The organism is Aidingimonas lacisalsi, assembly GCF_008079445.1.
Taxonomy (GTDB): domain Bacteria; phylum Pseudomonadota; class Gammaproteobacteria; order Pseudomonadales; family Halomonadaceae; genus Aidingimonas; species Aidingimonas lacisalsi.
In genome coordinates this window covers 50297-62169 of sequence record NZ_VRYH01000006.1, presented here as the reverse complement: position 1 = coordinate 62169, position 11873 = coordinate 50297, and the positions used below count along the sequence as shown (strand labels likewise).

Annotated in this window: 11 protein-coding genes; 8 read left to right on the top strand and 3 right to left on the bottom strand. The window is 57.5% G+C overall.

Annotated features, from left to right (window positions below):
* Window positions 1–30 precede the first annotated feature (30 nt).
* From pth to putP, 4 genes are all read left to right on the top strand, one after another.
* Window positions 31–621 (top strand): aminoacyl-tRNA hydrolase, encoded by a 591-nt coding sequence (gene pth / locus FVV99_RS13425; RefSeq protein ID WP_148254602.1) that lies wholly within the window; start codon window positions 31–33, stop codon window positions 619–621.
* Between the two features lie 48 nt (window positions 622–669).
* Window positions 670–1761: a redox-regulated ATPase YchF gene (ychF, locus tag FVV99_RS13420; protein WP_148254601.1), complete on the top strand. Its 1092-nt coding sequence runs from the start codon at window positions 670–672 to the stop codon at window positions 1759–1761.
* A gap of 369 nt (window positions 1762–2130) precedes the next feature.
* A complete protein-coding gene (putA, locus tag FVV99_RS13415) occupies window positions 2131–5322 on the top strand; it encodes a bifunctional proline dehydrogenase/L-glutamate gamma-semialdehyde dehydrogenase PutA (RefSeq protein WP_148254600.1) in 3192 nt (1063 codons plus the stop codon).
* A gap of 86 nt (window positions 5323–5408) precedes the next feature.
* Window positions 5409–6887: a sodium/proline symporter PutP gene (gene putP, locus FVV99_RS13410; RefSeq protein ID WP_148254599.1), complete on the top strand. Its 1479-nt coding sequence runs from the start codon at window positions 5409–5411 to the stop codon at window positions 6885–6887.
* 63 nt (window positions 6888–6950) lie between these two features.
* On the opposite strand, the gene FVV99_RS13405 is transcribed toward putP, so the two are convergent.
* Window positions 6951–7235, bottom strand: a complete 285-nt coding sequence (locus FVV99_RS13405) for a cyd operon YbgE family protein (protein WP_148254598.1) — start codon at window positions 7233–7235, stop codon at window positions 6951–6953.
* Between the two features lie 274 nt (window positions 7236–7509).
* Between FVV99_RS13405 and FVV99_RS13400 the strand changes: the two genes are divergently transcribed.
* A complete protein-coding gene (locus tag FVV99_RS13400) occupies window positions 7510–8118 on the top strand; it encodes an OmpW/AlkL family protein (protein WP_148254597.1) in 609 nt (202 codons plus the stop codon).
* 90 nt (window positions 8119–8208) lie between these two features.
* Here the strand turns inward: FVV99_RS13400 and FVV99_RS13395 are convergent, their stop codons facing one another.
* Window positions 8209–8709 carry a gamma-glutamylcyclotransferase family protein gene (locus tag FVV99_RS13395; protein WP_148254596.1) on the bottom strand — a complete coding sequence of 167 codons (501 nt, stop codon included), beginning with the start codon at window positions 8707–8709 and terminating at the stop codon, window positions 8209–8211.
* Between the two features lie 3 nt (window positions 8710–8712).
* Window positions 8713–9048 carry a YqcC family protein gene (locus FVV99_RS13390; protein ID WP_148254595.1) on the bottom strand — a complete coding sequence of 112 codons (336 nt, stop codon included), beginning with the start codon at window positions 9046–9048 and terminating at the stop codon, window positions 8713–8715.
* Window positions 9049–9373: 325 nt separating this feature from the next.
* On the opposite strand from FVV99_RS13390, the gene FVV99_RS13385 reads away from it, so the two are divergent.
* The 3 genes from FVV99_RS13385 to rimK are packed head-to-tail and all read left to right on the top strand — an operon-like array spanning window position 9374 to window position 11795.
* Entirely contained in the window at window positions 9374–10396 is a 1023-nt protein-coding gene (locus tag FVV99_RS13385; RefSeq protein WP_148254594.1) for a DUF3549 family protein, read from the top strand.
* A 13-nt stretch (window positions 10397–10409) separates the two neighbouring features.
* A complete protein-coding gene (locus tag FVV99_RS13380) occupies window positions 10410–10847 on the top strand; it encodes an ATP-dependent zinc protease family protein (protein WP_148254593.1) in 438 nt (145 codons plus the stop codon).
* A gap of 39 nt (window positions 10848–10886) precedes the next feature.
* Window positions 10887–11795 (top strand): 30S ribosomal protein S6--L-glutamate ligase, encoded by a 909-nt coding sequence (rimK, locus tag FVV99_RS13375; protein ID WP_148254592.1) that lies wholly within the window; start codon window positions 10887–10889, stop codon window positions 11793–11795.
* Window positions 11796–11873 lie beyond the last annotated feature (78 nt).

The following is an 11873-nucleotide window of genomic DNA, read 5'->3' as shown; positions in this document are numbered from 1 at the left end:
GACTCCTCCAGTGAAGCAAAGGGCACCGGCATGAGCCAAGTGAAAGCGATCGTCGGTCTGGGCAACCCCGGACCGAAGTACGATGACACGCGGCATAATGCCGGTGCCTGGCTGGTCGACGCCATTGCTCGTCATCATCATGTCTCTCTTCGCCTCGAGAAGAAGTTTCAAGCACTTCATGCTCGACTCTTGCTGGCGGGCGAAGAGCGGCACCTGCTCATTCCCCAAACCTATATGAACCGTAGTGGCGCTTCGGTTGCGGCCCTATGTCAGTTCTACAAGCTGACATCCAACGACCTGTTGATCGCTCACGATGAGCTGGATCTATCACCGGGTACGGCCCGTTACAAGCATGGCGGTGGCCATGGCGGTCACAATGGCCTACGTGACATTGCCAGCGCGTTGGGGAACGACAAGTCTTTCTCGCGTATTCGGGTGGGTATCGGCCATCCCGGCGACTCGAGTCAGGTCACGCAGTACGTACTCGGCCGGCCCGGTAAATCGGAACGTTCGGCTATCGAAGCGGCACTCGATGAAATTCAGACAACGCTTCCCGACGCCCTGGCAGGCGATTGGTCCAAGGCCATGAACCGGCTGCACAGCTTTTCGGCCTCCGACTGAAAAGCCAGCCATCTCTTTACTCGTGAACACGCTTTGCAGGACATTTCCATGGGTTTCAACTGCGGTATCGTCGGCTTGCCCAATGTCGGCAAGTCCACGCTTTTCAATGCCTTGACCAAATCCGGCATCGATGCCGAGAACTTTCCATTCTGCACCATCGAGCCCAATGTCGGCATTGTTCCAATGCCCGACCCGCGTCTCGACAAACTGGCTGAAATCGCCAAACCTCAGAAAGTGATTCCCACCACCATGGAGTTCGTGGATATCGCCGGCCTGGTCGCAGGCGCATCCAAGGGCGAAGGCCTGGGTAATCAATTTCTCGCCAATATCCGCGAAACCGACGCCATCGCTCACGTCGTCCGCTGTTTCGATAACGATAACGTCATTCACGTCAGTAATCAGGTCGATCCACGCGCCGACATCGACACCATCAACCTGGAATTGGCCCTAGCCGACCTGGACAGTGTGGAACGTTCGATCCAGCGCCTGACACGCGTCGTCAAGAGCGGCGACAAAGAGGCCATTGCTACCAAGGCAATCCTGGATCGTATCCAGCCCCATCTGGCCGAAGGCCTGCCACTGCGCAGCTTTGGACTCAGCGACGATGAGAAACGCCAGCTCAAGAGCTTCAACTTCCTGACGCTGAAGCCAACCATGTATATCGCCAACGTCAATGACGATGGCTTCGAGGATAACCCCTACCTTGATACCGTGAGGGACATCGCCGCCTCGGAAGCGGCAGTCGTCGTGCCGGTCTGCAATCAGATCGAGGCGGAGATAGCCGAGCTCGACGACGATGAGCGCGATGTATTTCTTGATGAACTCGGCATGGAGGAACCCGGGCTCGATCGCGTCATACGGGCAGGCTATGGGCTACTCGGGTTGCAGACCTACTTCACTGCCGGTGACAAGGAAGTCCGTGCCTGGACGGTGCCGATTGGTGCGACGGCACCGGAGGCCGCGGGAGTCATTCACACCGATTTCCAGAAAGGCTTTATACGTGCCGAAGTGGTCAGCTACACGGACTATGTATCTCTCGGCGGCGAACAGGCCGCCAAGGACGCCGGCAGGTGGCGACTCGAAGGCAAGGATTACATCGTCGCTGATGGCGATGTCATCCACTTCCGATTCAATGTCTAGATGACACTGTCCGGGTGTGTCCGGGGTCCATGGCGGGCCCTGGTGACTACCCGGCCGTCGTGTCCCAGTCCCGTTACCCCGCGCCGCTTCTTTCCTACCTCGACCGCTGAGACAGACTCTCCTCCCCTTTAGACCAAGGTCTATAATCTGTCAGCATGAATGAACTTTCCCGGGTTTTTGACAAATCCTGCCGAGAAATTGGCAAGACACTTATCCTTCACCCACTCTACATTCATGCTAGTCAAATGTTGGGTTCGATCTACCACGTTGCCATGTCCAGCGACCACCTCATGTGTCAAACGCACACGAACCAGTCGCTCGAGGACATGAGCCGTAACGGCTCAACCACTACAAGCTAGGGGTAGTCAGATGCTGAATGCGGACAATATGCTCGTTACCACCACCTGGAAACAGGACCTCGATACCCTCTTCGATCGCATCAGCGAGCATTACATCGTCGATGAAGACGCCTTCGTCAAGGAACTGGTGGCGGTACTATCCGCCGACAAGGACGATTTCAAACGCATTGCCGACAAGACCGCCGAGCTGGTGAACGATGTCCGTCACATGGACACCGCGGTCGACTCGATCGACGAATTATTGCAACAGTACAGTCTGGATACCCATGAAGGCCTGATGCTGATGTGCCTGGCCGAAGCCATGCTGAGGATTCCCGACAAGGAAACCGCCGACGCCTTGATCGAGGACAAGCTGGGACCGGCCGACTGGAAATCGCACCTGGGCCAAAGCGAATCCTGGTTCGTCAACGCGTCTACCTGGGGACTGCTGATGACGGGGCGCGTCATCAACCTCGACCATCCCAAAGAAGGCAAGCCCGCCAATTTCATCAACAAGATGGTCAACCGGCTCGGCGAACCGGTCATTCGTCGTGCCATGTATGAAGCCATGAAAATCATGGGCAGGCAGTTCGTGCTGGGGCGCGACATCGATGAAGCGCTGAAGCGCTCTCGTCCCTTGTTCGACAAGGGCTATACCTACTCCTACGACATGCTTGGTGAAGCCGCCCGTACCCGAGACGATGCCAAACGCTATTTCGATGATTACGCCAATGCCATCAAGCAAGTCGGTAAAACGAGTCGTTCGCTGGCAAGTACCACGCCGTCCCCCTCGATCTCGATCAAACTCTCGGCCCTGCATCCACGCTACGAGTTCGGGCGCCGCACGCAGATTCTCGAAGAACTGGTGGATAGCGTCAAACAACTGGCAGCCATGGCCAGGGAACGGGATGTCGCGATCACGATCGATGCCGAAGAGGTCGACCGGCTGGAACTGTCACTGGAAGTCTTCCGTGCAGTGTATGAAAGCGATGTCTGCCAGAGCTGGGGGCACTTCGGTCTGGTCGTCCAGGCGTACTCGAAGCGGGCCCTGCCGACGCTTCACTACCTCAATCGACTGGCTGATGCGCAAGGCGACGAAATCCCCGTGCGACTCGTGAAAGGAGCTTATTGGGATACCGAAATCAAGGAGGCCCAGCAACTCGGTGTCGATGGCTACCCAGTCTACACCCGAAAAGCCAACACGGATGTCGCCTATCTGGTATGCAGCCACTTCCTGCTATCGAACGACACGCGCGGTTGCCTGTTTCCTCAGTTCGCCACACATAACGCCCATACCATCAGCACGATTCTGGAGCTCGCCAATGAAACTGACCGTGCCTTCGAGTTCCAGCGCCTTCACGGGATGGGTGAAGCCCTTTACGATGCGGCTCTCGAACGCGCACCAGAAGGCACTTACTGCCGCATTTACGCCCCGGTAGGGGCACATAAGGACTTGCTGCCTTATCTCGTGCGTCGTCTCCTCGAGAATGGTGCAAACTCGTCATTCGTCCACCAACTGGTCGATCCTCGCGTTCCGGTCGAATCCCTTTGCGTGCATCCGGTGGAAACCCTGGAGCAATACGCCACCTATACCAACGACAAGATTCCTCTACCCTCTGACATCTACGGGCCAAAGCGCAAGAATTCACAGGGAGTTAACTTGAACATCCGCAGTCAATATCAACCGCTCGTTGACGAGATGGCGACCTTCATGGATCAGGAATACCATGCCAAGCCGCTGCTCGCATTTGATGTCCCGCACGATCCCGACGCCCGTCAACCAGTGCTGTGCCCTTTCGATCAACGCGTCCAGGTGGGCAGTGTGCAATGGACCACCGGTGAGCAGGCTGCCAAGGCCGTCGATGCCGCCTGGGCAGCTTTCCCACGCTGGGAGTCGACGCCGGCCGGCGAACGTGCCGACATCCTGCGTCGCCTGGCCGAGCTGATGGAAGCCAACATGGCCGAGTTGATGACGCTATGTTCGCGGGAAGGCGGCAAACTGCTCACCGATGGTGTCGATGAAATCCGCGAAGCCGTCGACTTCTGTCGCTATTACGCCACGCGTGCCGAGGAACTGTTTGCGGAGTCGACTCCCTTGCCCGGTCCCACTGGCGAATCCAACGAGTTGATGCTCGGCGGCAAAGGGGTATTTGCGGCCATCAGTCCCTGGAATTTCCCGGTAGCCATTTTCTGTGGCCAGATGGTCGCCGCTGCAGTCGCTGGCAACACCGTCCTGGCCAAGCCAGCGGAACAAACGTCATTGATCGCTCACCGGGTCGTCGAGTTGCTTTACGAAGCCGGCATGCCGCGGGATGTCGTCCAACTGTTACCGGGCGATGGGCCGACGGTAGGCAGCGTCCTCACCTCGGATCCCCGCATTACCGGCGTGGTCTTCACCGGCGGCACCGATACGGCGCAAGTCATCAACCGAAGCCTCGCATCCCGCGAAGGCGCACCGCTGCCAACACTGGTTGCCGAAACGGGCGGGTTGAATGCCATGATCGTCGACTCCACGGCGCTGCCCGAACAAGTGGTGGCGGATGTCGTCCACTCTTCGTTCCAAAGCGCCGGTCAACGCTGTAGCGCCTTGCGGATACTCTATCTACAAGAGGACGTCGCCGATCGCGTCATCGAGATACTCAAGGGCGCCATGGCAGAGTTGCGAGTCGGAGATCCCCGTGATCTTGGCACCGATGTGGGCCCCGTCATCGATGAAGACGCTCGCCAAGGGCTAAGCGCCCATATCGACAAGATGAAGCAGGAAGATCGCTTGATTGCCGAAACCCGGCTTGACCCGACACAGACGGGCAACGGTACCTTCATCGCGCCAACCGCATTCGTCATTGACGGCATCGATGATCTGAAGCATGAACAATTCGGACCGATTCTCCATATCGTCCGCTATCGTGCTGCAGAGATCGACGATGTCATCGAGTCGATCAACCAGCGAGGCTATGGACTGACATTCGGGGTCCACAGCCGTAATGAGTCGTTTGCCGAACGTATCGCCGACAAGGTTCGCGTGGGTAATGTCTACGTAAACCGCAATATCATTGGAGCGGTCGTCGGCGTACAGCCCTTCGGTGGCCAGGGCTTGTCCGGCACCGGCCCCAAGGCCGGCGGCCCGCACTATCTGTTGCGCTTTGCCACGGAAAAGTCTCTCACCATCAACACTGCAGCCCTGGGTGGCAACGCCTCATTGCTGGCACTGGAGGATGAATGACCGACACTCAACAAGTCTGTCCTGATCAGGGACATGTACGCAGGAAAGCTAACCTCGAAAACAACAACCTGGAAGGATGATGAACCATGGTTGAGAACAATCTGACAATTGGACTGACATTCGCGGTCTATCTGGTAGTGATGCTCGGTATCGGCATCATCGCTTACCGACGTACCACCAACTTGTCCGACTACATCCTCGGCGGACGCTCACTGGGCCCTTGGACGTCGGCCATTTCCGCCGGCGCCTCGGATATGTCCGGCTGGTTGTTGCTCGGATTACCCGGCGCCGCCTATGTCAGTGGTATCTCGGCAAGCTGGATCGGCGTCGGCCTGCTGATAGGTACCTGGCTGAACTGGTTGATCGTTGCCAGACGTCTGCGCATCTATAGCTTCAAGGCCAATGATTCGCTGACTCTGCCCGACTTCTTCGCCAACCGTTTCCGCGACAATACGCAACTGCTGCGTATCGTATCGGCCGTATTCATTCTGCTGTTCTTCCTGTTCTATACCAGTTCCGGCCTGGTGGCAGGCGGCAAGCTGTTCGAAACGGTCTTTGGTCTCGACTACACCCTCGCCGTCACGGTAGGCACCCTGGCCATTGTTGCTTACACCTTTTTCGGTGGTTTCCTGGCGGTTTCCTGGACCGACCTGATACAGGGCCTGATGATGGCTGCTGCCTTGGTAGCGGTGCCGGTCATTGCCCTGATCTCCCTCGGAGGATTTGGTGGCGCCAGTGACCAGATCCTGGCCGAGAATCCCGATATGTTGAGCTGGTTCGTCGATGCATCCAATGGCGAGACCCTGACGGCGATCGGTATCATCAGCTCGCTGGCCTGGGGGCTCGGTTATTTCGGCCAACCGCATATCCTCGCTCGTTTCGCCGCCATCCGTAGCGAAGACGAGATTCCCGTTGCTCGTCGTATCGCCGTGAGCTGGTCAGGCCTCTGCCTGATCTGCGCCGTCGCAGTCGGGGTTCTGGGACTGGTGTATATGTCTCGCGATCTCGGCGACGGTGAGACGATCTTCATGGTCATGGTCAATGCCATCTTCCATCCAGCCGTAGCCGGTATACTGCTTGCCGCCATCCTGGCAGCGGTCATGTCCACGGCCGACTCGCAGCTACTCGTTTCCTCATCGGCCTTGACCGACGATTTCTACAAGGCCATGTTCCGCAAGGATGCGTCACAAACCGAGCTGGTCTGGGTTGGACGCCTGGCAGTTATCGGTATCGCCATAATCGCCTACCTGTTGGCCATGAACCCTGATTCCACCGTGCTCGGGCTGGTCTCGTATGCTTGGGCCGGCTTCGGTGCGGCCTTCGGTCCCGCGCTCGTCATGGCGCTATTCTGGCGCCGCATGAATCAGTGGGGAGCACTGGCGGGTATTCTCGTAGGCGGCATTACGGTCGTGCTCTGGGCGGAACTGTCAGGCGGTCTATTCGATCTTTACGAGATCGTCCCTGGCGTCATCTTCGCTTATCTCGCTATCGTGATCGTCAGTTTGATCAGCGGTGAACCGGATTCGGCCATCACCGAAGAGTTCGATAGCCTCGACAATGTATGACCCCAATGACCGAGGGCGCCTTTGGGCGCCCTCGGTCGGCTTCATCCCACCTGGCAATATACGTCACGCCCGCCACATCAGTAACAGCGTAAAGGCACCCAGAACCCACCAGCAGGTTGGGGCTCCCAGTAAGCGACGGCACCACCCCTGGACGGGGCGCAACCCCATGCCGTACATGAACCCGGCGCCCAAGGCCCAGACGCCTAATAAGATCGCGGGCACCCGTAACGGCATGCCCAGTGCCGATAGCAGTTCCGGGCGCCATAACAGCCATAATGCCAACACTGCCGAGACCCCCATCGTGGCCAACGGAAGCCATGGGTTCTTATCGATCGTCTCCTGTTCCATCAGTACCCTCCCTTAGAGGATTAACGCCTTCCTCTTCCAGTTAAGAAGATATTCAACACGTTAGCGACCTTTAGTGATCTCTCGGCAACCGCTCACTGCGGATTCACCGACGTACGATATGCAGTCATTATAGCGATTATTGGTTTGATAACTTTTTTCAAACGGACTTAGGAAACAGTGTTTCCTATACTTGAGTCGTTCACGATGACACGTCAAGTGCATGAGACCAGCCGGGTTTCGCCGCTTGACCTCGATACACAAGGGAGAGTGACCCATGAGCAAACTGAAATTCATGACTGCCGCCGTGATCGCTGGTAGCTGCCTGTTCGCTGCCCAATCTGCTCTGGCCTACAGCGCCGGAGATATCTTCGTTCGTGGTGGCGTGGCCAAATCCGAACCTCATGATTCCGACAACGGAGATATCGGTGGCAGTGAATTGACCATCAAGGATGAGACGGGGTTCACCTATGGACTGGGCTATCTGTTCACCGACAAGGTTGGCGTCGAACTAGGGGGCAGCGAGAAATTCGAACATGACCTGCGCCTCAGTGGTAGCGATGCCGGCAGCGTTGACCGCATGCCCGTCAACCTGATGATGAACTACTACCCACTCGGTGGCGTGGACTCCCGTGTACAGCCCTATGTGGGCGCAGGCCTCAACTACACTCGCTTCTCTGGTGAGCCTGGCAATCTGGATGCCGAGAGTTCCTATGGCGCTGTCGGCCAGGTGGGTGTGGATCTGGCCATCACCGACAACGTCATGCTCAATGGCTTCGCCAATTATGCCGATGTCGATGCGGATATCGAACAGAATGGCAACAAAGTCGGTAACGCGGAGGTCGATCCGGTCACCATTGGCGGCGGTGTTACCGTCCGCTTCTGATAGACCCTGCAATCACACCAGCAGTAGTGATGACACCGAGCCAGCTCGGCTCGGTGTCATCGTATGTCATGGCCCTTGTCGCCATGGTTCTCAGCGCGGCGAGTCATGCGACAGGCCGAGTACCGCGAGTGTCGCCTGATCCAGCCCCTCGACGGCATCGACCGCACTCAACCAGCCATGATAGCCGTCACTCAGAAACGGCCTGCCCGCCAGCAAATGGTCGAGATACTCCCGTACCGGCTTCAGCCCCGCTCGGGTACGTTCAGGAACCGCAATGTAAACCCAGGCGTCGATGTCACCCTCTGCGGTCAGTATGGCGCGTCGTTGCCGCTGATAATCATGTGGTGCTCCCTCGAAGGGATCCATCAATTCGATCTGTTCGGCGTGCTCGAGTTGAAATAGTGCTCCCTCGACTCGTTCCCCCGGTCGACTGACGACATTGGCATGTGCAATGCCAGGAATGCGGGACGCTTTATTGAACGCCAATACATGATCGGGAAGGGTTCCCGCCATGACATGTCGTGTTCGGCCGATTCGGGCACGGACCCTAGCCGGATTCATATTGCTCCCGTAGGCGAAATAATAGGTCATCGCTCAGTCGCTCTCCGTAATCACGCGATCCACCTCCTCGATGGCCTTGACGACCAACAATAGGGTGCTGGCCTTGGCCTGCTGTTGCTTCAGATAGTGCTCTACAGCCGGTGCCACTTCACTCTTTTCAGGCAGCAATGCCCTTTCTTCCACCAGAGTGTCCAACTTGGCAATGAACACGAACCGCAACCATTGCGGTAACTCCATGGTGTCGAGACAGAAGGGCGCCTGACTCTGATACGCTTGTGGTGGCGGTTCGGGCATACGCCACATGTCAGCGGCTTTCAGCGTTGCCTCGAGCCGCCGCAGCGATTCATCGAGTTCCTGGTGCACATTCATATTGCCTCTCCACAGTCGTTTCCCCCATTATCTCGCTCGTAGGCTGCACTGGCCAGACTCGTTGTTTTATTCATGTTCATGAAGCGACGCGACCTGACCGGCAGCCGTAGTGCTGCCCCATTGCAATCTCCGTAGACTTCATGCACAACTAGCGTGAAAGACTCTGTGGATAATCATGGGATAAACGTCGCAAGCCGACGCAACATGCTGCTTTGCGAATATTGTGCAATTTTTGATCACGAAAAACACGGGCTGAATGCCATGAATGGCTGACAACCTCCCGGTCGGCGGGGTACAGTGCCCCGCTCGACACGGAACACGAACTATGCAGCCGATTCACACGCTTCACGATTTTTTCATACGCAGTGGCGCTAGCCTGACTCTCTATCATTTAGGGCGTCGCCTCGCGGCATCCAACGCCGATGAGCTAGCCGAACTGGAGACTGGCAAGGTGCCCTGGCCGTTTCCCTGGAAAGGGGAAGCGCGGCTGGCCTGCATTTTCACTCTGGGTAATCGTCAGGATCCGATCATCTGGTTCCTGGCCTTGCCCCTGGATGAACACAGCCAGTTACTGCCGGGCCCGAGAGATGCCTTCCTGCAACGCTTGCTCGAAACCCTGGGGCACAGTGCGAGCGACACACCCCGCAATGTGGATAACCTGATGAAGGACAATCCACTCGCTTTCACTCCCAGCCTGCCCATGCAAGCCATGTTGCATGCTCACGCGAGCAGGGATCTGGGTCAGCCAGCCAGCCAGCATTATGAGTTGGCAGAAGCCTACTTGACGGGAGAACTGTCCGATCAGCCTTGGCAAAGCCTGGGGTTACAGGGAATCGCCGATGTCGTGGCTCGGCTGGACGATACGACCAGCGCTGCCCTGGCGTCACGTCTCGTCTACCTACCTGTCGATGTGCTGCGTCCATTATGCGATTGCCTGGCGCATGTCGTCGTCAATACCGAGCTGGCAAAGGCAATCCGGGCCAGAGGGGATGAAGCTGCACATGCAGGCGATATCGAAACGTTCTGCGCCTGTGTACGAGCCATCGGGCAAGGCCCATCGGCGATCGCAGCAAGCTGGTATCACGAGCTTCTTGACGACCCGGCGGCCTGCGGCCCCGACCTGTTTGCCGCCATCGCGGCCCGAGGCTGGGAGCACCTGGAAGACGAGAAACGACTGCCGCTCTTCCTCACACGAGTGGCGGAAAATCCTGACGCCGACTTCTCCGCACTGGCGCGTGATTTGGCCATGATTCCTCGCTTGCGCTTGCCCGTGCTGATGTCACTTCGCGGCGCCGAAGCCGATTCGGCCATCGGAAACCGTCTCGCGCAACTCCATCGGCCGGATTGAGTATGTTGTCATTATGAAAGAGCTTCCGTACCAACCCAAGGCAATCATCGGTCGCCGGGAAATGGTGACACTGCCAGAACTGCAACTCTGTTTGTGTTGCAAGGCCGATACCGGTGCGCGGACTTCGTCACTGCATGCCGAGGACATCGAGCCATTCGAAGAGGATGGTCACCTGTGGGTCAGCTTTACCACTCGTGGTGGTGGCCCCGATAGCCCGGCCCACCGATACACGCTCCATTTACATGACCGGCGACGTGTTACCAGCTCCAATGGTATGGCAGAATGGCGCTATATCATCCGCACCCGGATCCTGCTGGGCGAACTGGATATACCCGTAGAATTGTCACTCGCAGATCGACGCGACATGCGCCACCCCATGCTCTTGGGGCGGCGTGCCATGCGTCGTTTGCTGATCGCACCCGGGGCCGCCTTCCTCCACGGCGAACCCTGATAGCGATTCCACGTCGCTGTTCCCGAGACGGAGAGAGCCATGCATATCGCCCTGCTATCCCGCAATCGCACCCTGTACTCGACACGTCGTCTGATGGAGGCTGCCGAAGAACGTGGCCACAGTGTGCGTGTGGTCGATACGTTGCGCTGCTACATGAATATTGCCTCGCACCGGCCATCGATCCATTACAAGGGCGAAGAAATCGAGCACTTCGATGCCATCATTCCGCGCATCGGTGCCTCGATTACCTTCTACGGATGCGCGGTGCTCCGGCAATTCGAAATGATGGGAACTCATGTTCTGAATGATAACGTATCCATCACCCGTTCACGCGACAAGTTACGCTCGTTGCAGTTGCTGTCTCGCAAGGGTATCGGTCTGCCAGTCACGGGGTTCGCCCATTCACCGGACGATATCCCCGATTTGATCAAGATGGTCAAGGGCGCTCCTCTGGTGATCAAATTGCTTGAAGGCACTCAAGGCATCGGTGTGGTACTAGCGGAAACGAACCAGGCGGCGGAAAGCGTGATTCAGGCGTTCATGGGGATGAAAGCCAATATCATGGTTCAGGAATACATCAAGGAAGCCAAGGGAGCCGACATTCGTTGCCTGGTGGTCGGTGACAAGGTCGTGGCATCGATGAAACGTCAGGCACTCGAAGGCGAGTTTCGCTCCAACCTGCACCGCGGTGGCAATGCCAGCGTGATCCGTATTACGCCTGAGGAGCGCTCCACCGCCATTCGCGCCGCCAAGGCCATGGGACTGCGGGTTGCCGGTGTCGACTTGCTGCGCTCGAACCATGGCCCCGTCATCATGGAAGTCAATTCGTCACCTGGCTTGCATGGTATAGAAGCCGCCACCGGCAAGGACATCGCCGGACTGATCATCGAACATTTGCAGAAGAGTGCGACACCGACCCGCAAGGCACCGCCAAAACCCAAGGGCTGAGCCATGACTTGCGACGAAATCGCAAAATTCTGCAAAAGGGGCTAGCAAAACACTGTTTCCACCCGCACAATCAGCGTC

Coding starts and splice junctions, on each gene's coding strand:
- FVV99_RS13405 (WP_148254598.1), bottom strand. CDS start 7,235: ATGGAACAGGAGACGATCGATAAGAACCCATGGCTTCCGTTGGCCACG.
- putA (WP_148254600.1), top strand. CDS start 2,131: ATGCTGAATGCGGACAATATGCTCGTTACCACCACCTGGAAACAGGAC.
- rimK (WP_148254592.1), top strand. CDS start 10,887: ATGCATATCGCCCTGCTATCCCGCAATCGCACCCTGTACTCGACACGT.
- putP (WP_148254599.1), top strand. CDS start 5,409: ATGGTTGAGAACAATCTGACAATTGGACTGACATTCGCGGTCTATCTG.
- FVV99_RS13390 (WP_148254595.1), bottom strand. CDS start 9,048: ATGAATGTGCACCAGGAACTCGATGAATCGCTGCGGCGGCTCGAGGCA.
- FVV99_RS13385 (WP_148254594.1), top strand. CDS start 9,374: ATGCAGCCGATTCACACGCTTCACGATTTTTTCATACGCAGTGGCGCT.
- ychF (WP_148254601.1), top strand. CDS start 670: ATGGGTTTCAACTGCGGTATCGTCGGCTTGCCCAATGTCGGCAAGTCC.
- pth (WP_148254602.1), top strand. CDS start 31: ATGAGCCAAGTGAAAGCGATCGTCGGTCTGGGCAACCCCGGACCGAAG.
- FVV99_RS13380 (WP_148254593.1), top strand. CDS start 10,410: ATGAAAGAGCTTCCGTACCAACCCAAGGCAATCATCGGTCGCCGGGAA.
- FVV99_RS13395 (WP_148254596.1), bottom strand. CDS start 8,709: ATGACCTATTATTTCGCCTACGGGAGCAATATGAATCCGGCTAGGGTC.
- FVV99_RS13400 (WP_148254597.1), top strand. CDS start 7,510: ATGAGCAAACTGAAATTCATGACTGCCGCCGTGATCGCTGGTAGCTGC.